The organism is Bradyrhizobium sp. NBAIM14 (assembly GCF_020193895.1).
GTDB classification, from domain to species: Bacteria; Pseudomonadota; Alphaproteobacteria; order Rhizobiales; family Xanthobacteraceae; genus Bradyrhizobium; species Bradyrhizobium yuanmingense.
The window spans coordinates 1-21429 of the sequence record NZ_JADYVQ010000018.1 but is presented as its reverse complement, the minus strand read 5'-3'; the positions used below and the strand labels follow the sequence as shown (position 1 = coordinate 21429).

Below are 21429 nucleotides of genomic sequence, written 5' to 3'. Positions count from 1 at the left end.
TGCAAAACAGGAAAAGGACCCCGCCTGAAACAGGGCGCGACCGCAAATTTATCCGGGCAAGCATGGCGTTCAAGTTTTGAAATTCCCGAGCCGGTTCAAGCCAATTCCGTTTTAGGCGGGGGACGGCGCCAGGTCCGGTTGGAAAACCAACCGCTTGCCTATCCCGATAATTGATGAGGTGATCCGGTTGTCGCTGGATCGGCCCTCCCCTGACAGGCGCGACGCGTGATGCTTCGGTCTTGGGACGATTCCCCCTGCGTCTCATCGCATCCGACCAGCGCCCCATCCTTCTGTTACAGAGCCAATATTCCGGTTCTTTAGGGGCACAATTTTGAGCCGGAACCGTCATGTCCATCGAAAGATCGAATTTCCCTAAACTACGCCTCCAGTACATCCCTGTGCGGAACTCCAAGAAAAACGTACGCAATCCTCGCCGCCATCCGCAACATCAGCTCGATCAACTTGCCAAGAGCGTAAATACCCTTGGGGTTTACAAACCGATCAGCGTCGATGAAGACCTCAAGGTTATCTATGGCAACGCGGTCGTTATGGTCGCCGAACGACTGGGCATCACGGAATTACCGGCAGTCGTGATCAAGCCCGTTGAGCCGCCGCACTTTTGCCGGCGCAAAACACTCCAACAAATCGGCCAACATCGGCTGGCCTACCGGCATGAATGTGCTGTTGATGTCGACGTGGCCAAGATGAAGTTCGAGGTGCTGGCCGCGCGCGCCGCCTCGCACAGCCTGACGCTGCGCGACCGGCTGGTCGGATATCTGCCGCGCTATGCCGGCCTTGCGTCGCGTTTCGCGCCGCTGGCAAATTTGCGCAACGGCAGCCCGCTTGTTGCGGAAGCTGTTCGAGTGCTTTGCCTTCATCAGCGCACGCCGGGCGCTCCCCCGGCGCGCTCGCCATGGGCATGGGCTCGCGCGCTTTGCTCCAGCGCGCGCAGGAGCAGGCCAATTTAATCCATGCCGTGAACACGATCGCCAAGGGCGCGCTGGTGCCTGTCCCCGGCGGCGTGCTGATCATGGACTGCGCGACCTTGCTCGGCGCGGTCGGCGTCTCCGGCGATCTGGTGCGGTATGTCGAAAGATTCTCGATCGCAAACAGGAGGCAGATGCAGCTTAACCTGCCGACATCACACCCGTCCATGGAGAGCATCCAAGGAGAATTCATGAAGCGGTATGGTCAGTATCGCGAATACAGCTCTGACATCCTGGATCTGGTACCCGGGAGAAGCTACAGCGGTCCGTTTATTTCAATTCTTTCTCGGTCGTACACGAACCGAAGTGGCGGCATTTCGTCCCATTGGAAAGATAGGACACCATAACGCAATTATCGTCACGGCCACGATCGAGGGCGAGAAATACCAGGACCAGTGGATCGAGCAGGAAGTCAGGCTGAAATATTATCTCAAGGCTGAGAGCCACCGTGGACGGAAAAGATATAATGAAAACTCACCCGGAAACCGATCGATAAAGGATTTCCCAGAATTGCCAATTCTGGTCTTCGTAAAGAAGCAGGATCGCCCAAGCCTGTATTCATATCATGGCATCTTCAAAAGCACCCGCGTGGTCACAGAACCGGACGGGGCTAAGTGGTTCGATCTGATCAGGCACTAGGTTGTTACTGTCACGGTAGACTCTCGTACACCGCTATGCCGTTTCAGAATTCGCCTGACGCTCGAATTTGCTGACCGTCTCCCAGAGGCGGTCCTCCTCGTACCAGCCGACAACATTGTTGTGCAAACGGTGCGCGGCGACGAGATCCTCGCTGCTACCATCCTCCTGTACCTTGATAACGAGAAGCATCACATGATTGTCGTCCTTCCCCTCGGCGGTAAAGGCCCTTATCGACAGCTTGTAGCCGTCCTTCTGAAGGGCGGAAACGATGTCATAGAGCCGCACCTTCGGCATCAGCTGATCTCCCCGGCTACGTACGTACTATGAGTACTTCCCGCCCCTCGGAATTCGATTTCCGTGTCGGCTATCTCGGTCCGGAAGGATACTGTTCGGCCCCGATTCATGAAGGCTTCAGCCCTTGATCCCTTTCGATTTCGTCGAGCGCTTCCGGATCGCCCATCAGCGGCAACGTCGCAAGATACGACTTGATCATGTTCAGCCGGACCGGCGCGAAACCGAGCACGTCGACTCCGATGTCGCACGACTGCACATTCCCGGGCAGGCGCCCGTGGCTGTGGCCATACAACATCAGGGCTCCCTTACCAATGCGCGGCCAAGTACGCATCGAATAGTGGCACAGACCGACATTCTGAGAGTCAATCGATACATACGCAATGTCACGCACGCTCTCCCATGGCAGCGCAAGCGTTGCCGCGTTGTCGTGGTTGCCTTTCACCAGATGCTTGTGCCCGTTCAAACTCGCGAACAGCTTCGACAACTTGGCGGCATCGTATCGGTGCGCGAAATCACCGAGGTGAATCACGGTGTCCTCCGACCGCACAGTCGCGTTCCAGCTCTCGACCATCGCTGCATCCATTTCATGGACATCGGAGAATGGTCGGCCGCACATCCTGATAACGGCGCCGTGTCCGAAGTGAGTGTCAGCGATGAGAAAAGTGGACATGAGCTATCACTTGCCGTCCGTCTTGCGCTTGCGCGGCGGGAAGCGCAGCGTGATCGGAGACAGCGGCTGCACCTTGCGGACGCCGGAAATGAGTTCGCCGCCCCCGTACATGTGCTCGCGAACAGCAGCATCGCCTGCTCTCTCCATCGCCACGATCTCGAGCACTGTCAGGCCAGCGAGCCAGACGCGAACGTCGCGCGGCACCCTCTTGGGCGGCTCAAGCTGGCGCCATTCGGTCACGCAGTCGCGCGCCCAGCTCCAGACAACAATGGATATTCGAGTGCGATCCGCTTCGAGCTCTTTCTTTTGAATTGCCTGGTGCTTTCGCTGTTCGGCGAGCCAGGTTTCCCATATCTCCCGTTGATCGACTTGCACCTGCGGCGCGGGGGTGTCCCGAAAGAGGCGGCGAAGAAATGCAAGCATGTCACACCCCAAATGAAGGTTTTAGCGTCGGTTCGACTTCAACAACAAGGTCGGGGATGAAATCCGGGTTCTCGCGTGCGCGCGGCCCTGCTGCGTATCCTCTCGGGTTGCAGATCACGCGCGTGTTGCCAACAACGTAGTCGCGGTTGCGATGAATATGCCCGTGGCACCATAGGGCCGGTGCGTTCTCGCCCTCCATGAGCTGCTCCAGCGAGCACGCGTACAGCCAATCGTGCGCGTGAATACCAGGCTCGAGGCTCTGGCGGGATGGAGCCATATGAGTCAGGCAGACCGTCTCTCCAGCGAAAGGCGTCGAGAGCTCGCGCTCCAAGAATGCACGGCTCTCTCGGTGAAGTGCGAGCATTTGCGACGGCGTGAAGCGGTGCCTGCTCGATCCTCCTCCGAACCGGATTTCGCGGAAGTCATTATGGTACGAGTTGTCCCAAAAGCGACCTCCGGCTGGGCTCCATCCCTTTTGGCTCTGCGACATCGCATCGCGAACCGTGATGCCCGGCGGCAGGATCGAAAAGTCAGACCAGAGAGTGGCCCCGAGAAATCGCACGTCTTCGACGATCGCGACTTCGTTGTCCAGGAATGTGATTCCGAACCGGTCCGCCATCTCGCGCCCGCGCTCCTTCTGCTGCTGATAGAAGGTGTGCTCTTCACCGCTTCCCTGGAGCCCGCGGTAGAAGCAATGATTACCGCACACATAGATCAGCGGTCGAGAGAACGTCCTGGCGACCCACTCCATGCCGCTGGTCATGGGGTTCGCAACGTCCCCCAATATCACAGTAACGTCGCAATCGACGTCCGGGACATTTCGCCAGGCATTGTGTTCGTGGGTGACATGGAGGTCGGAGAGAACGCGGATGCGCATCAGACGAGGACCTCCCGCCGATCGGGTCTTAAGTTTGTCACGTCGAGATCCATGGCGACTAGGTTCTGCACGAGGTCTTTCCTTCCCGAGCGCATTTACGATGTGTAAAGATTTGACCGTACACCATTAAGTGTCGCGTTTCCAGCAAATTGGAGGGCCGCATTGTCAGATATCAGCACCGACCCGTACACCTACATCACCGGCACCGCTGCACTTACTTCGATATTCTCAACCGCAGCGATGGGCGCGACGCATGACCGGGTTAATCGCTCGGTCGCCCTCGCCCGGCTGGCCAAAGCAAAGCACTTGCGCTTGCAAGCCACATGGCGCTGGCACGGCGAGCGACGCAAGCTGGAGCTCGATCTTGCCATCGCCCAATGCGATGCGGCGATCGCTCGATGGCACCTCAAAAAGTTGAAGCAGGCCCGAACTCTGCGGAGCTGAATGACTTCTCCGACCCGGCGAGCTGAGGGCGGTCATCCAGGCTTGGGATGCTCGGCACGCCGGGGATTGGGATGGACCAGTACAGATGGCTGTAAGCCGCAGCTTTTCCTGCCTGCACCAATGAATCTCGCTGGTGGTCCAATAAACAAGCGAGCCAGGGAAGCAGTTCCGGCCGAACATCGGGAAGCGGTATTGTGACATCGGCGCAGCAGGCGTCCGCAGCCCACCTTAGAATGCGATTGATTTCCAGCTCGCGGGCTTGGCGCAGCTCTTCAGCAACCGCAAAGGGATCGAAGCTCGGGTCAGGGTGAAATAACTCGTCAGAACCGGCATCCCCAATGGTGTGGTCGCTGAGCAGCGGCTCATAGGCCGCCGGGAAGAAAATGCCGAGGATTGCGTGCACGGGCGCCAACATCAGCGCCACACACCCGTTGGCGGTCCAAACGATCGCGCGGACCGCCGCGGCCAAGATAGATCGAAGCATGCGAAGAACCCCTCTGTTGCTGTAACTTGAGCGTGCTTTTTAAACACCAACAATGTCGTTGGGTGTCCGACAAGCCGCAAGGGACAATTCTATCGAATGTGTGCGCTGCCGGAGGCTACCTAAGCCGGCCGAAACTCGGCAATCGCAGAGCTGTGCTGACCAGAAGTTTAGATCCGTCGGGGTGCGTCGCGGCAATGATCAGTTGAGTTAAGTAGCCGCGTTTGAGGCGCACACGTGCGTTCATACTCGTGCGCGTTAAATTCTCGCCGCCCCCCATTACGTGGTGCAAAAAGGAACAGATGTTGGTGTGAGAAGGAACGTCTATTCGCACACCAAATTTGGCCCGCTCTCGTAGAGGGCTCTGTGATGATGTCTTCGTTGTATCGTCGAGTTGGCGCTCCGCAAGCGCTTGGAGTTGCAGGCAAATGCGCGAGCGCACCGTATAATGCCCGCATTATGCCTGTGCGATCGCCTCCTTATGTTCGACGGCTCTGGATGTTGATTGAAAGCGCGGACTCAGAGCGCGCTCTCAATGAATGATCGGATGCCAGTTCCTACCAGTCCGGCTGCGGCGAGGGGCCCTACCAACGAGTGCGGCGATCATGGATAGGACAGAATAAGCTCGGGATGCGTTCGAAACATCCGGCTGTTTCAGTAGGCTCCCGGGCTGGAAGCAAAATGACCGAAATCTGTTGGGACACGCTGAGATTCACGGTTTATCGCGCGGGCTCACCTTCTTCCAAGCACCGGCCCAAGCCTCGGATGCCAGCCAGCTGAGCTAAGCGAGACTCCTGGGCTCCGGGAGTCCCTATTCCCGAACTCCGGAGCTTCCCGGACCCCTACCTTCCGTGGACCTTCCGTCCCATGGGACCATGCGGACGTCCGGAGGTCCCATGGCACCAAGACAGAATAAGCCCGGCATGCGTTTGAAACATCCGGCTGTTTAAGTAGGCTCCCGGGCTGGAAGCAAAATGACCGAAATCTGTTGGGACACGCTGAGATTCACGGTTTATCGCGCGGGCTCACCTCTTCCAAGCTCGGGCCCAAGCCTCGGATGCCAGCCAGCTGAGCTAAGCGACCTCGGACTCCTGCGCTCCGGAAGTCTCCACTCCCGAACTCCGGAGCTTCCCGGACCCCTACCTTCCGTGAAGCTTCCGTCCCATGGGACGTCCGGAGTCCAACATTCTCTGGGATTCCGGGGAAAGCCCGCCGACGGTGTTGTCTCTCGCTGTGCTCCAACCGATGTTCGATGGGCTCACATGGGGTGAGTTGCGTATACGGTAATGAAGCGTCGAAATCTGGACAGTCGCTCAAAGACAGCGGGGCAAGCCCGCGCTGGTCAGGAAGGCAGAGCGAGCCTGGACTCACATTCCTTTGGTCTGTTTGGCGCGGTGCATATTCGATGAACGAGCACTTCAATTTTGCCGCGGTCAAAGCGGCGGCGATGGGACAGCTATCCAGCCTCGTCATCGAGATGCTTCCGAATGGTCGACGGGAGGGCGATGAATGGGTAGCAATAAATCCGACGCGTTCAGACGAACACGTCGGCTCATTCAAGGTGAACCTCAAGACCGGCCTGTGGAAGGACTTCGCCGTCGACGAACGCGGAGGAGATGTGATCAGCCTCTACGCCTACCTGCATGGCGTCTCGCAACTCGAAGCCATGCGGGAAGTGGCCAGGAAATTGGGCGTGATGGCGCATACGACTGGACGGAAATCGCGACCGGAAGATATTCCGATCATACCGGTCCCCACCGGGGCGCCGACGCCCAACTTTGAACACCCGCGCTACGGCCAGCCTACATCCACATGGACTTATCTCGATGCCAGTGGAAACACACTCGGTTTCGTGGCCCGTTTCGACGTCAAAGATGGCAAACAAGTTTTGCCGCTCACATTTTGCCGGTTGAAGTCTGGCAGGAATGGCTGGAGCTGGAAATCTTTTCGCGCACCCAGACCTTTGTACGGCCTTCGTGAGCTCGCCGAACGTCCCGACGCAGGCGTACTGATGGTCGAGGGCGAGAAAACGGCCGATGCGGCGCGCGTCCTGTTTCCGGACGCGACTGTCGTGACGTGGCCGGGCGGCGCGAGCGCGGTCAGGAAAGTCGACTGGAGCCCCTTGCAGGGGCGCCGCGTCGTGATCTGGCCTGACAACGATCAGCCCGGAATCGCTGCCGGTGAAGCCATTCTGGGCGAGTTGCGAAAAATCGGCGCCGCCGATGTTCGGGTGATCAAAGTCCCAGAAGGCCTGGATAAGGGTTGGGATCTCGCCGATCCCGTTCCCGAAGGCATCGATCTCCAGTCCATTTTCGACAGCAGGGGCGAGGAGGCGAGAGCGGGTGCTGCCAAGCTGCCGACCGGCTTCTATCTCAGTCCTCGCGGAATCGAGTGGCTCGATCCCACGGACGATGAAGGCCGTCCCGTTTGGATCAGCGCGCCAATCGAAGTCCTGGCTGAAACCCGTGATGTTGACGGACAATCCTGGGGCGTACTGCTTCGGTGGCGCGACAATGATGGTGCTGAGCATACCTACGCGCTGCCCCGGTCAACCCTTGCAGGCGACGGTGTCGATGCACGACGCATTCTGATCGACGGCGGCTACACGATTTCCGAGTCCCCGAAGGCGCGCAGCAAATTCAACTCCTTCCTGCTGCGAGTCCGATCTGACAACCGTGCTCGAGCCGTCCCCCATATAGGATGGCATAATGACGTGTTCGTTTTGCCCGACCAATGTTTTGGCAGCAGCGGCGGTGAGACGTACCTGCATCAGTCATCATTCGCACGGGAGAATCCCTTCCGTCAGGCCGGCTCTCTAGCGGAATGGCAGCAGAATGTGGCACGGCTCGCCGCTGGAAACAGCAGATTGATGTTTGCGATCTCCGCGGCATTGGCCGCCGCCCTCCTCCATCCGCTTTCTGCTGAACCCGGCGGATTCCATTTCCGAGGGCCCTCTTCGATCGGCAAGACCAGCGCACTTTTGGTCGGGGCCAGCCTTTGGGGCGGCGGTCCGAACGGGTACACCAAGACCTGGAGAGCCACAGCGAACGGATTGGAGGGCGTTGCAGCTGCTCACACGGATACCCTGTTGACACTGGATGAGATGTCTCAGGTGAGTTCACGGGAAGCCGGTGAAGCCGCGTACCTGCTCGCGAACGGCCAGGGCAAGCAGCGAAGCGGCAAGGACGGCTCGGCCCGTCGCCAAGTCCGGTTCCGGACATTGTTCTTGTCATCCGGCGAGATCTCGCTCGCCGATAAGCTCGCTGAAGATGGTCATGGAAGAAAGCCCGCCGCTGGTCAGCAGGTTCGGATCGTGGATATCGAGGCGGACGCTGGAGCCAATCTCGGACTCTTCGAGGACCTCCATGAATTTGACTCGCCGGAAGCTTTCGCGCGCCATCTGCGTTCCACGACGTCGAACTTCTATGGTTGCGCCGCTCGCGCGTTCTTGGAGGTGGTGACCGGCGACCTCGACAATATCAGAGACGCCGTGCGGGAACATATGAAGGGATTCACTGAGCACTACGTGCCGAAATCGGCGGACGGTCAGGTCGAACGAGTAGCTCAGCGGTTTGCTCTCGTCGCCGCCGCCGGCGAAATCGCCGCTGTTTCAGGCATCGTTCCCTGGCCCGCGGGGGAAGCCAGCTCGGCTGCGGCGCGGTGCTTCGGGGACTGGATGACGGGACGGGGCGGAATCGGAGATGCCGAGACGGCCACCGCTCTCAAGCAGATTCGCAAGATTCTCTTGGGTGAAATCGGCCGCTTCGTACCGGCGTGGGATAAGGGCACGGACAGCGCCCGCCTCACGCAACGCGACATATTGGGGTACCGAAAGCAAACACAAAGCGGTGGCTGGGACTTCTACTGCACCGTCCCGGCTTGGGACACCGTGCTCTGTCTTCAACTGGATGCGAAGCGTACAGCTGAGGCGCTGGCTAAACGGGGCTTTCTGCTCCTGCCAAACGACGGTCGGCTCAACAAAGTCGTGTCGGTGCCTGGATTCGGCAAAGTCCGAGTCTACCACATCCTCTCGCATCTGGTGGAGGACGACGGAGATGCCTGACAAGTTGGATTGGAAAAAGCGACTGACGCGCGCGCTCGCGACCTCCGTCGAGAAAGCCGGTAACAATGGTTCCGGTGGTGGCGCCAGGCGATTGGCGAACGGATCCAACCATTTATTGGTAACCAGCAGGAATACCTCCGTAACCGCTATGAAGGCTGTGGTTACCAACCCAGCTACTGTAACCGTCGGCAACCAGCAAGGTGCGGCGCTGCTCGCGATAGACGGTTACCCCAAAACCCTTGAGAATCGCAGATTTATGCCGACTGTAACCGCGGCAACCACCGTAACCATAGACGCCGAGCATGATGCAGCCGAGCGCGCTGCCATTGCAGAATTTGACGGTGGCATTCCGCGGAAGTGGGCCGACGGGATCGCTCGGCTCGAACCGCGACCCGTAGCAGGTTTCTCAGAGGGTCGATGGCTACAGATTCTGAATGACGCGGGACGCTTCCTGGATGCGTGGGGAGCGGAGGCAGCCAAGCTGTCATGGAGCCTCACTGATCTCTTCGGTTACTCACGCGTGCCATGCAACAGCTACAGCCCTGCCGGGCTCATCTTTGTTATCGGGGGAGGTCAAGTGACGGCAATCAACAATACGTGCGCCACGATCTGGAAGTGCGGATCGTACCTCACCTACCATCGCCCTTCACCTCCCCTGGTCAGTATTTGGGATCTCAAGGCAGCAAATGAATAGCGCGCCACGACTCGTCCACCTCATTGCGAATACTCACGAGTTTAGAAAATGAGCCTGAAGGACTTTTCTACTGAAAAACGACATCAGCTAGACAAGATCTGGCTGCCGGCTGAGTGCATGTTTCAGTCTGCCTTCGTGTGCGCACTACTGGACTTGGAGGCGCACGCCGAACAGAGAATTGAGAGCCCGCCTGCGCTGACAGAGGCAATCAATTCTATTCAGAAGGCGCGCGGCATGTGCCCTTTTGGCGACTGGGAACCTTTTGTGCACCTCCGGAGAACTCCCTTCCGGAAGCCTACCTGGAGCGCGCTGCGCCTCTGGCGTCTCGTTCATGAACATAGTGCCGACGTGTTGGAGTCGCGAAATTTCGATTGCGTCTTTTACGACGAATATTCACTTCTCGAGGAGCTGGGCTCACGTCGCGTTTGGTGGCGCGTGTGTGAGGAGGTGACCAAGGCGGTCGCACGCTCGATCCCCCTCATCGCCCCCCCTACCTGGGCTTGGCCATCCAATGAGCAAATCTATGAGACTGTCAGGCGCGTGGCCGTAGAGCGGGACTACCTCGATTTCGAGCCAGATGTTGAGGCCGTATCGAGAGTCTATCAATTCGGGAAATTGGGATCACGAGGCACGTCTTCGGCTCTCTAACTGCGAATCCGATACTTCCCAGGAGCGTAATACACTTGCGATGGCTGTCATTTGGCATGCCAAAAATTGGAACGCTTATTGACATCCTGGTGCAGTTCGAGGCCGGGACGGCGAAGAGAGATGAGGTGCCGCTTCACATACCAACATCCGCCGCGAGACAGAAGATCATGGATCCAGATTTTCTCATGTAATCGATCTCCTGATCGGAGAACCTTGGCCGCTCGCGCTGCGGCCCACGCGGTCCCATCGAATGCTGAGGACGGCAACTGCCAGCGCCACCTCGCACGCCGCGACGACGCCGACAGGCTCACGCCTGCGCACATCGAGCAGCCCGCCGCGGCCGGCTTGCTTGTGATGATCGCTGATTGGGGATGCCATAGACGGTCTGAGCGAGCTCGCGCGCGGGAGCTCAACCGCTTGCCATAATCCTCGTCGCGCCGCCGGACGTTATGCGTCAAGCGCCCTCATGAACCGGCTTGAGAAAGTCAGGTCTGCCCCTCGAAAAAACCGCAGGCGTAGAAATACAGCGCCGCTGATTTGCCAATCAGCCAAGCACTGCAGCTTTTCGAGAAGGTCTTGGTATTCGAGCGGAATCTCTGGATTATTTTCCCCCATCCCTAAGTCCTTCCCGTGCTCAGCAAGATCGACGTGGCTCTCCTGGAGAGCAGCGTACACGTGTTGGCTGAGCCAACTGGCTGTTGGCACAGCCGCAGGATGAATCGCGAGCCCGTCCAGGGCAGACAGCAGCAGTCGAGTTTGACGCTCATCAAGACCGAAGTACTCTGTGCTAAGATGATTTTTTTCACTTCTTTGCCTCTTATTCCGGAGTTTATTTTGTGCCGACCGTTCGCGCTAAAGAGCTTCGGGTTATGACTTGCCAACGAGTTGCTGCCGTCTGCGAGCTTGACTGGCAGTTGCTGACCGGTCGTGCCGATGGTGTAAGTGTCCCTCTAACCGCCGCTCCTCATTAGGACTGCGAAAGAGCAGCGGTTCCGGCACTGAAGAATTGAAGGCTTGCGCATAGCACTCGGTCAATTGGATGCGTAGACCGACTATCCGACTACGCTTAACGCTTCGTGAGGGCGGCAGACAAAGCCGCTTGGGCCCAAGCCCAAAGAGCCGGCTGCTGGCACGCGGCACTTCACTTCATGCTCACGGCGTGTGCACCGGTATTGCGGAGCCAATGAGGAATGCAGGCGCTCGATCACATGACGCTGGGCCTAGAGATGCTTGTCGAGCGGATATTTAGGGCTCGCGAGGGGTTGTTGGGGATGCTGCTTCAGCAAGCTCAAGCAGTTCCGTCGCGTCGCAACCCGCTTCGAAAAACCGCCGGAAACTGCCGAGCCGTCGTCGCTCTCGCTGCCATGGTCCTATGGATGCGATAAGTGTCCACACTGCCTAAGCGGTCTTGGAGGCCCTCCGGTCAAGACCGCTTCTGTGGCCCTTCGCGTCATTTGCTGTGGCCGCACAAAGGTGGTCGGTAGACGCCGCTAGCTGCGGCCATTCTCCCGCAGCAGGCGCTGACGAAATCTCCGGCAAACCTTCAGAACCTCAGGAAGGGAATAACCCTGCTGCTGCAGATCGACCAGCGCCACACCTACAAGTCCATGCTCCTGCTTTGTCAACTTGCTCAAATCTGATCCAACCAAGGCACGAAGCAGTGCCATACCTATGAGAGCGGCCTCTGGTCGCCTCACTTGGTCATTCTGAACGCGCCACCTCGCTGTCCGAAGGCGAGCCTTCGCCTTAACGACAGCGGCAGGTTGCCGAACTCCCTTCCGGCGTACCCCGTCCACCCCAGGGCGCCACCACGTCTCCTGGCGCTCGCGGTCTATAGATTCCACTGTTTCGCGGGTTACGCTCATATGGGTATCGTCGCATCCTGGCTAGCAAGCCGGAAGACCTACTTTGCCCCCCGACGACGACTTCCCTTCTGACCAGAAGCTGTGGCTTCCTCGGGCACCTCGGTGTCTCCCTGCCGGCCTTTTTCGTTTAGGTCGGCTTCCGCCTCGACCTGCCTGCCGATCTCAAGGGGCTTCCCTGATACCGGTAACGTATCAAGGCGCCTTGCCAACCGAGGATTCCATTCTTTGCGAGGCATCCATCGACCGATGGGGTCAAGCTGCGCGCCTTCGTGGGCGTTGCAATAGTCTACTAGAATCCGCTCGACAAATTGTGAGCGCGTTATTCCATATTCTCTGCTTCTTTGGTCGAGCACGCTCATCAGGTGGGGATGAACGCGCTGCGCCAGGCGCTTGGTGCGAACATCCAGAGGGTCGCCGAACGGGCGTCCCAACTTGACGCCCCGAAGAGCCTGCTGGGGTCCCCCCTTTTTCGAACCCTTAACCACGATCGCACCCTCGGGTTTTGTTTGTGCATTTAATGGTGTACAATCTTCCGATGACTGACAAGCACCTCAAGGACTGGCAACGACTCGTTCAGGAAGATCGGGCCGACTGTACACCGCGAAATGTTGGGGATTCGCCCTCCCTGTCAACCTCGGCCAAGCCCATGCCAACTGCTCTATTACTATTCAACACTTGGCCGGCCGCGGCGTCGTGGACCTGGGCCAAGTTGAGCAAGATTGAAAAACTTCGGCTGGATGACCTGACGGTCGAGTTCTGGTCTGGCGAAAAAGAACTCTGCAAGCAAGCTTGCAGGCAGCTGGCGAACAGACTCTTTGATCTCGGCTCTGGCGAGGCGGCGCTCTGTGCCTTGATGCTCTCCGTCGATGCCGGCCAACCGAAAACATTTGACGACGTGCTCCCGCAACTCGCCTCCGGTGCCGAGCACTTGTGGCGGGATGCCCATTCGGAACGCGAACTGGCGGAAATCCGCTCCAGGCTGAGCACCTGGTCGAAGGCCGCGGAGGGACATTTCGAAGGCGATCAGCGCAGCATCTTTTGGATCGCGCACCTGCAGCTGATCGGAGCCCACCGGGTCGCGCGGCCGGCCGCGCCCGCGCCTCAACCGGAGAAATGGACCTCGGCGGACCCTGAAGAGCGTAACGTTGTTGTCATGCCCAAAGCCAAAAGTTCGAAGCTCGGTGCCGTTCATGAGGACTTTAAGGACATGGTCGACGCTAGACTTCCTCTCGTGATTGCCCACGATGTGCGAGGTGTTCGAGACGTGTTGTCGGCTGAGTATCCTCACGCCTTGAACGCCATCGATCTCGTGCTTCGCGAGTTGCGCGAAGGATATCCGGTTCGCCTCAAGCCTCTGCTGCTTGTCGGCCCTCCGGGCAATGGAAAATCCCGTCTGGTCCGCAGAATTTCTCAGTTACTCGGACTGGAAGCTTATCGGATCGATGGTTCGAGTTCGACGGATGCAGTTGCATTCGGCGGAACACCGAAAGCGTGGTCCAACACAATTCCTTGCGCGCCAATGCGCGCGATTTGCCAGTCGCGCATCGCGAACGTGATTTGTTTCGTCGATGAGATCGACAAGTCCGCCACATCCCAGCACAATGGCCGGCTAGTCCATGCCATTTTGCCACATCTCGAGCGCGAAACTGCTTGTCGTTACAGGGATAGCTCGCTAGACGCCGAGCTCGACCTAAGTTGGGTCGTACATATTGCCACGGCCAATTCAATCAAAGATCTGCCAGAGCCCCTGAAAGATAGGTACCGCATTGTCAACATTCCTTCCCCCCGGCTAGCCGACCTGCCGTTGCTGGCGGCAAATGTGATGCGCGAGCTTGCTATCGAAATCGAAGAGGAAGCATTCGTTCAGGCCCTTGCGAACGATGAGCTGGACGTCATCGCGCGTGCCTGGAGCGCATCTGGCTTCAGCCTCCGGAAGTTGCGGGCGATCCTCTCCGCGACGCTAGAACTCCGCAATCAAGCGGCAATCAGGCATTGATCCCAGGGAGTATCGGAAGCCAGCAATGGAGAAAACGAGAGCACGTAGCCTCACAGTCGACCTTAAAGTGCTGCCTCAAGGGAGACGTTCGAGTTCACGAAAGCTGACCAGACCCTTTGATCGATGCCTAGACATCGGCGCGCTCTACAGCTCCGCCGTAGGTTCCGTGCCTTCGGCCCCGACTGCTCTCGGGAACGCGCGGACTGCGGCAAGCTAACCAACTGATATTCGGTCCGAATTTGGACTGGTCCGCCCAGCCCGCGATCAAATGCGAGCACATATCTTCAGACCGCCAACAAGGGTCGTCCAGCGCAACGACCTTCTCGTACGGGCATTGCCAACGGTCGGCTAGGTGCAGGGTCCTTTACAACGGAGCTGGCTCAAAGGGCAGCAATGCGCGAATTACTTCCCATGAGATTTCCGCGTTCGCGGACCAGTCATTGGGACCTGGAGACGGTGCATATCCAGTGGACTTCCCTCCCTACGGGTCCATTCCACGAATATCGGCGACAGGGATTCCGCCGAGGTTGCACGTGTGTCAAGTGCGATGTGTCATTAGAGGTACAAAACTGGTGAGCTGGGGACATCTCGACACTCCATGGTCGAAGCCGCACAAATTCGCTACCGGGTCGACCCGGCCGACGTGCCGCCTGAGAAGGCGGCACGGCGGCTGCACCTGTCTCCGGAGCGCTTCAATGAGCTTCTGCCACGTCTGCTCGCCCGCGGCTTCCCGTCAGCAGGGCATGTACGACCTGGAGGCCATCGATACTTGGCGCCGAGCCCGCCATCGCTCACCATCATTGACACCTCATGCCGAGACGCAGCAGGCTCCCTCCTCTGGCGCCACGGGGGCGCCAACCAGCGCAGCGGAGCGGTTCCTTGCCGCGAAACGGGGGCAGACCGAGGACGGGGGGCGGCGTCGTGGCGCCGCCTGAACACATCCACGCGATCAGTAAACCCAACGGACGGAGGTACCTCTATTTCAGCAAATTCCGGTGGACCGAGCGTGAATGGCCGCGCGTGCGGATCCTCGACGAGCCATTGACTGAAGGATTTGCCCGCCGCGTTGGCCAACTGGCACGGATCGAAGCCGTCAGGTCTGAAACCGGTAGTTGGTCGTGGACATTCCGGGATGCGACGGAGCAAGCGCGCGACCTTCCCCTCCCCAACGACGCCGCCGCGTTCTGGTCCGCCGGTGACAAGGCGGAAGTGACCGGCCGGATGCTGCTGGCGGGGGATCGCAAAACCTGGCGATCGCTCATAGCCAGGTACAAGGACAACGACGCCTACGAGAAGCTCTCCAAGTCGATGCGGGACCAGTATGATCGCTACATCAGGGTCATCGAGGCCGCCTGGGGTGACGATCCCGTTCGTGCATTGCGAGCGCCAGACATCCAGCAGATCCTGGACACGGCTTACAAACGGACGCCGCAGGCAGGTCGCATTTTCCGAGCGACGCTGTCGGTGCTGTTCGAGTTCGGAATCCCTCGCGACTTTTGCGAGACCAACCCGGCCGAGCACACCGAAAAGGCTGCAAAGGGCAATCCTTGGATTCCCTGGCCGGCGGAAGCCTTTGCACTGTGGTTTGAGCACGCTCGCGTCGATATGCATCTTCCCATCTATTCCGCGCTTTTCACGGGCCAGAGGAAAGAGACCGTGCTGGGCATGCTAAGGCCGAAATCGGACGCGACTGAACTTCAAGTCTATGCCCAGAAGATCAAGTCGTGGATTCCAACACAGATTCACAGCGAGTACCGTCAGTTGATCGACGCGGTGCCTATCGACCCCGACAAGCCGCAGCTGAAGCTGCACCTGATGGCGAGCGGCCAACCTTGGTCGTATGAGGGTTGGAAGACGGCATGCAGCGAGAGTTGGAGAAGCCCGCGTTGAAAGCGTTCAAGGAAAATCGATGGGTGTTTCACGGGCTGTGGAAGAATGCAGTCTGCAATCTGCTCGAGGTCGGGTGTACGACGCAGATGGTCTCAGCAATCGTTGGCATGAGCGAACAGATGGTCAATCATTACGCCAAGGACGTTAGTAGATTTCGCTTGGCGAGGTCCGCCATCAAGTTGTTCGAAGCCGGCTGGGCTGAGCAACGCGTACACGTGTTAGGCAGCACGAAGGACATTTGAGACGTTTCACAAATCCTGCTCCTTAAGGCCCAATACTGCGTCAGAGCATCGGGACGGGTGCAGGCTTCAGATGCAACCGTTCAGTGGCCGCAAGTCCGCTCGGCGTATGATAGGATTCGCGCTTAACCAGGTTGGGCTGTTCACGACGAAAGGTCGCGAAGTCGCTTGGACCTGCCGGCTCAATCGTACTTCCGCCAAATGAAAGCACGGACATCGGACTGTCATAGGCATCTTCGGAAAGGTAGGCCGTTCCAAACGCCAGTGTTTCGGCGTCATCGAAGACAGCAACGATTGGCAGCAAGTCGCCAGGCACTTTGCCGTTCGCGGTCGTCTCACCGTTACATGCGCTCGGGGGCCGCACCACCAGCCCCTTGCCGTCGCTCATGCGACGACCGAAAACGCTCGGGATCAGTCCGACTTCGAGCGTCCGTCCACCATCCATGTAATTTGTCTGCTTGACGTTGCAGCCGACGACGATGTCGAAATTCTGAGGCTCGCCTTTGTAGGTGAGACTAACCTTCAAGCGATAATATGTACTGTTGTCGCGCTCAACCGATTTCGTGAAATTCCAGTTGCCGAGCAGCGCCGCCCGGATAGCGGGATGAGAAATGCCGACGGCGGCGAACAGCAGAGCAAGCACGGCCGCAAGAGCGATGGCATTGGTCGCTCTCATGACAGCCACCGAGCATGGAACTCGATTGGATCGAGAGCCTTCAGCAACAAAATCAAGGCGAGACATGCAACTCCAGCAACCGTAAAGCCGCGCACTCGAAGCCGCCAATTTCGGACTTCCTCTGAAGCAGTCATCGCTCTTCCTGCAGGGTACGTACGCTCTCGCGCCTAATGGCCCTGCGGCTTTCGTCTTCCATCCGGGGACGGTTGAGATGTCTCGTAAGCCGCCCTTCAGCGCCCCATCCGCGTCGCCTTGCGATCGGGGCCAACAGCAGGCAGGCCAGGTTCAAGGCAACCAGCGCGATCAGTAGATCGAGGCCGTAAAACACGAAAATGCAGGACGCGCCCCCGACGATAAGGAAGAGGAGAACGGTGGGCGGGATTTTGATGCGAAACATGCTCACCATGGTAACACAAAGCCGCCTAGGCTCGCGCCGCTATACGAACAAGGTTTGCATACCTTTAAGGGCGCGTCTGCCCGTGCCTAACGTGAGCCAAAGCGTCTGAAGATAGGTAAAAGCTTGCGATATGCGCTCAAAGAGGTTGGCCGTCGGACGATTAACAATTTTCTCCATCGCTTTAAGGTTGAGGAAATCAACGCGCGCTATTGGTTCGCCAGCGCGCTCGAGATGGCGGCGGTTGCGCCAGGGATCCCGTCGAATGTACTTGCTCACCGCTTGTCTGATTGTGTTGGCCTTGACTGCCTTGGTGGCATCTCGCCGGGCCAGGCGTCTGCCACGGACCCATCGGGGGCGGTTCGCAGCGATCTGGCCTGCTCTTTGCTCGGGAATTTGTGCGCTGGGACTACTCGCAATTTGGCGTGCCCAAGGTGTTCAGGACGTCGAGCCCTCTTTGTTGACCTGCCTCCTTATGCTTGTTGTCGCCTTCAATGCCGGGTGGTTTATCGGCCTCATGGGTGAGTGGTCGTGGCAGTGACGATAAAGGTCGTTCCATATGGACACCGTCTACGTGATCCTGCTGATCACGACGCTCGTTCTGGGGTTCGTCGCGACCGTCCTATGGGGGCCGGACTTCGAATGGCTTGGGCACGACGTTGAGGCCGCTTACATATTTAAGATGGTCGCCATCGGGCTGGCCGTGTTCTTTTTAATCGCGATCACTTTCGGCCTCATCTGAGACCTCAAAAACCCTACGACCCGGGAACGCCATGACCCCTGCTGAACACCTTGGGACAGTCTCTGCGGCCGTGCTCGCCGCCTCTGCATTCATGGTTGTCGCGCGCTCCGTGGTTCTTCGGCCGAAAGCTATCGCTAGAGGAAGCGGTTTCGATTGGATGGGTGGCTTGGTCGATTTTTATGGCGGGGTTCGTGGTCTACATTGGACTAAAACTCCCGCTAGGTATTAGCCGCGAGGCGGACGCCCTGGCCATCGGTGTCTCCGGATGCTCGTCTCTCGTTGCCATGTTGTGGTTGGCGCGGGTGGTCACCGACTGGGGACGAAGCGTGAAAATTTCGATCTTTGCTCTGTTCCTTCTTACGCTGGTGGTGGTCTCCCTCACGCTGGACTTGTCGCGGTCTCAAGTCTGAGACCCAGCGCAGTTCCGGTTCTGGCCCTTGAGCGACCTCCCGCGACGGCTGCCTATCCCTCGTCTTTTGACCCGAAGCCGACATTCGTCACATGCAGCTTGGCGAAGTGTTAGGTAACGACAACCGCGAAGACAGCCCCTGGTATCCGACAGCTCGCCTGTTCAGGCAAAACGAGGGCCGGGAGTATGGCAGCGTCATCGATCGCGTTCGTCGAGACTTGCGGAGTGTGATCGGCAACGAACTTGATCTGGCACAACAAACAGACAGTGCCCGCTTCTGACCCTAAGCGGAAGTCGTCCAAAGATTCAGGCGTCTTTTCCGGACGCACGAGATCGTGTACTCTTTAAATAGCTGTCGTCGCAGGCGGGAATGCCGAATTCCTCGCGGGACTGAACGGACAGCAGTCGTGCCATCGGCAGCATTGCACTCGAAAAACCGACTTCCTTTTTCGCCGGTCCTTCAGCATTCGCATTCCAACGCGGGTGCGCACAAGGCGCGCCCGGATGCTTTGAATCTGAAACGCGGGCCCCAGAGCGTGCCTGCGAGGGAGGAGATCTCCATGGCTGACCACCCCACTATTTCGACTGAATATGACCTGGCATCGCCGACCCTGCCGACCACGGCGGTCACTCGCCGCTCGCTCCTCGGCGGGGCCGGCATCGCAGTTGGCGCCGCCGTGCTTGCGTCTCCGCCGGGTATGTCCGGAGTAGCCCCGGCCGCGGCGCAGACCGTGGGCGTGGGCACGGAGGCGCGACCGCTCGACGCGGCGCTCAAGCGCCGCGCCTTCGAAGTCCGAGCGGCCTGCGCGAGCAATAACGAGAAAATTCCCATCGCGCCCCACCCGGCGAACGGCGATGAGGCGCGCTACACCAACAAGATCGGTTCCGATACGCGGGGCCTGCCGCACGACAAACGCGGCGAAGTGGAACAAGCTGCTTGGCAGGCTTTCTATATTGCTTGTCAGTCGGGCGATCCCGCTGATTTCGAGAAAATCCCGCTCGGCGGCACGCGCAAACTGGTCAATCCGGTAGGCACGCTGGCCGTCAGCCTGAGCGGCATGAACCCTACTCAGATTGCGCTACCGCCGGCGCCGACCCTTGCAAGTGCGGAGCGCGGCGGCGAGGCGGTCGAGGTATACTGGCAATCCCTGCTTCGTGATGTTCCGCTTACCGAGTTGCGCGACGACACCTCCAACCGCGACGTGCTTGCAGCGACCGAGGAAATCAACAAGCTTGCGGATTTCCGCGGGCCGAAGTCTGGTGGTCGGGTCACACCCGGTACGCTGTTTCGTGCCAATGCGCTTTACTTCGACCCGGCTGACCCGAAGGGCCGCTCCGTCACGCCTCCAGGCGTTCTGGACGGCCCGCTGATCTCGCAATTCCTGCTCCGGGACGTGCCCTATGCCGCACAGTGGATTAGTGCTCAAATTCGCGCCGCGTTGCCCGCGAGCGAATTCCTGACCGAATACGAAGAGTGGCTGGCGATCCAGAACGGCGCCGCGGCGAAACGCCGGTTGCAATTCGAGGCGACACCGCGATACATCACGACAGGAAGAGATCTCGCGGAGTATGTCCGCGCTGGTCCCGCACTCGGGTGGGCAGCAGCGCTGATGCTTGCAACCCCCGGCGGCGGAACGGACCAACGGTACTCCGGGATGTATCCAGTGACGGAGCCCGTATCCTACCCGTCTAGCCCCTATCGGAAATCGAAAACACAGGGCCCTGGAGGAGGCACATTCGGATTGGCCTATGTGCAGGCACTACTCACCACGGGGATCAGCAACTCCGTCCGCGCGTCCTACTGGCAGAAGTATTTCGTGCACCGGGCCGTGCGACCGGAAGCCTATGGCGGTCTGGCGCACCATCGCCTCGCCAATGGCGTGAGCGACTACCCGTTGCATGACAGCTTCCTGAAATCGGAAGCCCTCGATCGCAGTAAAGCGAAATACGGCACCTACCTCTTGTCACAAACCTATCCGGAAGCCGCGCCCCTTCACTCCACCTATCCCGGCGGTGCCACGGGCGTCGGTGCCGTTACGGCTACCATATTGAAGGCGTTTTTCGACGAGAGCCGCGTCATCATCAACCCGGTACAGCCCGATCCGGCTGACCCGACGAAGCTCATGCCCTATGACGGCCCGCCACTCACGGTTGGTGGAGAGTTGAACAAGCTCGCGGTGAATTTCGGTTTCGGACGGAATTGGGCGGGCATCCACTGGCGTTCCGACGCTTCGGCCTCAATGGCGATCGGCGAAGAAGTGGCTATCGGCATGCTGCGGGACGAGCGCATGACCCTCCGCGAACCTTTCGACGGCTTTTCCTTCACGCGCTTCGACGGCAGCCGCGTGACGATCTGACAGCAGTCGGGCGACGCCCCCCGCCGTGGGGCGCCGCCCCGGTCCTGTGCAGAGTAGTGGAAGCGTTTATGCCCGATAGCCTATTGGTGGGAGCTGAGCGCGGCGCCTGCTCAATCAACGAGGACCCAAGCCGGGGGCGACTCTCGTTCTGATCATCTTATGATGCGTGGTTGACCTGACCCGTGAACCGCAAACTTTCAATGACCGGAGCAGCCCACCAAATGCTTGCTTACCAACAATCTTAAAGACAGCGAAATTGCTCGGCATCGAGATTCCGGCATTCTTTCTCGACTGTGCCGACGCGGTGATCGAGTAGGCACAGTCCACTTCAGGAATTGGCCGATCGTGTCACATTGCATCGCCGCACCAACTCGGTAGCTTTCGGGACGAAGCCGACATCAAAGGGTGAGCAAGATCGGCCGGACCGGTCGCGTTTGACCCGAAACGCACATCGCGGCCGCACCTGGTTCCCCGGTCGCGCCGGTACTTACGGGTGGGCGGCAGCCAAATTCTCCACCGAATTTCGCTAGCCTGACGCGGAATGAGGTGCGACACTCGCGCCCGCGGTTTGTCACGCAGTAGGCCACCATGGCTGACATCCCGGCCACTCACTATGTCAAAAGTGACGACGTCCATATTGCC

16 protein-coding genes and 4 pseudogenes are annotated in these 21429 nt (G+C 59.0%); 12 read left to right on the top strand and 8 right to left on the bottom strand.

Features of this window, described 5'->3' with window-relative positions; translation table 11 throughout:
- Positions 1 to 662: 662 nt before the first annotated feature.
- Positions 663 to 900 (top strand): annotated as a pseudogene (locus tag I6F28_RS29785) (hypothetical protein); the annotation flags it as partial.
- Positions 890 to 1075, top strand: a pseudogene (locus tag I6F28_RS29780) (heme-binding protein); the annotation flags it as partial. The pseudogenes I6F28_RS29785 and I6F28_RS29780, both read left to right, overlap by 11 nt.
- A 583-nt stretch (positions 1076 to 1658) precedes the next feature.
- Here I6F28_RS29780 and I6F28_RS29775 read toward each other — a convergent pair.
- From I6F28_RS29775 to I6F28_RS29760, 4 genes are all read right to left on the bottom strand, one after another.
- Positions 1659 to 1919, bottom strand: a complete 261-nt coding sequence (locus tag I6F28_RS29775; protein ID WP_225142508.1) for a hypothetical protein — start codon at positions 1917 to 1919, stop codon at positions 1659 to 1661.
- 106 nt (positions 1920 to 2025) lie between these two features.
- Positions 2026 to 2589: a metallophosphoesterase family protein gene (locus I6F28_RS29770; protein WP_225142506.1), complete on the bottom strand. Its 564-nt coding sequence runs from the start codon at positions 2587 to 2589 to the stop codon at positions 2026 to 2028.
- Positions 2590 to 2595: 6 nt separating this feature from the next.
- Positions 2596 to 3012, bottom strand: coding sequence for a hypothetical protein (locus I6F28_RS29765; RefSeq protein ID WP_225142504.1), 417 nt, complete (start codon positions 3010 to 3012; stop codon positions 2596 to 2598).
- A 1-nt stretch (position 3013) separates the two neighbouring features.
- Entirely contained in the window at positions 3014 to 3889 is an 876-nt protein-coding gene (locus tag I6F28_RS29760) for a metallophosphoesterase (protein ID WP_225142502.1), read from the bottom strand.
- A gap of 162 nt (positions 3890 to 4051) precedes the next feature.
- On the opposite strand from I6F28_RS29760, the gene I6F28_RS29755 reads away from it, so the two are divergent.
- Positions 4052 to 4333, top strand: coding sequence for a hypothetical protein (locus tag I6F28_RS29755; RefSeq protein ID WP_225142500.1), 282 nt, complete (start codon positions 4052 to 4054; stop codon positions 4331 to 4333).
- Here the strand turns inward: I6F28_RS29755 and I6F28_RS29750 are convergent.
- Complete coding sequence (locus tag I6F28_RS29750) at positions 4296 to 4802, bottom strand: hypothetical protein (RefSeq protein ID WP_225142498.1); 507 nt, start codon at positions 4800 to 4802, stop codon at positions 4296 to 4298. The two genes, I6F28_RS29755 and I6F28_RS29750, sit on opposite strands and share 38 nt — an antisense overlap.
- A 1417-nt stretch (positions 4803 to 6219) precedes the next feature.
- Between I6F28_RS29750 and I6F28_RS29745 the strand changes: the two genes are divergently transcribed.
- From I6F28_RS29745 to I6F28_RS29735, 3 genes are read left to right on the top strand one after another with little or no spacing between them, the layout of a single operon-like run.
- Positions 6220 to 8877 carry a DUF927 domain-containing protein gene (locus tag I6F28_RS29745; protein WP_225142497.1) on the top strand — a complete coding sequence of 886 codons (2658 nt, stop codon included), beginning with the start codon at positions 6220 to 6222 and terminating at the stop codon, positions 8875 to 8877.
- Positions 8870 to 9571: a hypothetical protein gene (locus tag I6F28_RS29740; protein WP_225142496.1), complete on the top strand. Its 702-nt coding sequence runs from the start codon at positions 8870 to 8872 to the stop codon at positions 9569 to 9571. The genes I6F28_RS29745 and I6F28_RS29740 overlap by 8 nt, the downstream gene beginning before the upstream one ends.
- 48 nt (positions 9572 to 9619) lie before the next feature.
- Positions 9620 to 10219 carry a hypothetical protein gene (locus I6F28_RS29735; RefSeq protein ID WP_225142495.1) on the top strand — a complete coding sequence of 200 codons (600 nt, stop codon included), beginning with the start codon at positions 9620 to 9622 and terminating at the stop codon, positions 10217 to 10219.
- Positions 10220 to 11373: 1154 nt separating this feature from the next.
- Here the strand turns inward: I6F28_RS29735 and I6F28_RS37900 are convergent.
- Positions 11374 to 11492, bottom strand: a pseudogene (locus tag I6F28_RS37900) (IS5/IS1182 family transposase); the annotation flags it as partial.
- Here I6F28_RS37900 and I6F28_RS29730 point away from each other — a divergent pair.
- The 3 genes and pseudogenes from I6F28_RS29730 to I6F28_RS29720 form a co-directional block, all read left to right on the top strand.
- Positions 11492 to 11604 (top strand): annotated as a pseudogene (locus I6F28_RS29730) (IS5/IS1182 family transposase); the annotation flags it as partial. The pseudogenes I6F28_RS37900 and I6F28_RS29730 overlap by 1 nt on opposite strands.
- A gap of 1015 nt (positions 11605 to 12619) precedes the next feature.
- Positions 12620 to 14080 (top strand): AAA family ATPase, encoded by a 1461-nt coding sequence (locus tag I6F28_RS29725; RefSeq protein WP_225142494.1) that lies wholly within the window; start codon positions 12620 to 12622, stop codon positions 14078 to 14080.
- Between the two features lie 921 nt (positions 14081 to 15001).
- Positions 15002 to 15970, top strand: a complete 969-nt coding sequence (locus I6F28_RS29720; protein ID WP_225142493.1) for a site-specific integrase — start codon at positions 15002 to 15004, stop codon at positions 15968 to 15970.
- 282 nt (positions 15971 to 16252) lie between these two features.
- Here the strand turns inward: I6F28_RS29720 and I6F28_RS29715 are convergent, their stop codons facing one another.
- Together I6F28_RS29715 and I6F28_RS29710 are read right to left on the bottom strand one after the other, a co-directional pair.
- Entirely contained in the window at positions 16253 to 16885 is a 633-nt protein-coding gene (locus tag I6F28_RS29715; protein WP_225142492.1) for a hypothetical protein, read from the bottom strand.
- Positions 16886 to 17321: 436 nt separating this feature from the next.
- Positions 17322 to 17558: a hypothetical protein gene (locus I6F28_RS29710; RefSeq protein WP_225142491.1), complete on the bottom strand. Its 237-nt coding sequence runs from the start codon at positions 17556 to 17558 to the stop codon at positions 17322 to 17324.
- Between the two features lie 280 nt (positions 17559 to 17838).
- Between I6F28_RS29710 and I6F28_RS29705 the strand changes: the two genes are divergently transcribed.
- From I6F28_RS29705 to I6F28_RS29695, 3 genes are all read left to right on the top strand, one after another.
- Positions 17839 to 18021 carry a hypothetical protein gene (locus tag I6F28_RS29705; RefSeq protein WP_131873258.1) on the top strand — a complete coding sequence of 61 codons (183 nt, stop codon included), beginning with the start codon at positions 17839 to 17841 and terminating at the stop codon, positions 18019 to 18021.
- Positions 18022 to 18522: 501 nt separating this feature from the next.
- Entirely contained in the window at positions 18523 to 18711 is a 189-nt protein-coding gene (locus I6F28_RS29700; protein ID WP_225142603.1) for a hypothetical protein, read from the top strand.
- A gap of 279 nt (positions 18712 to 18990) precedes the next feature.
- Positions 18991 to 20787, top strand: coding sequence for a vanadium-dependent haloperoxidase (locus I6F28_RS29695; RefSeq protein ID WP_109145698.1), 1797 nt, complete (start codon positions 18991 to 18993; stop codon positions 20785 to 20787).
- Positions 20788 to 21429 lie beyond the last annotated feature (642 nt).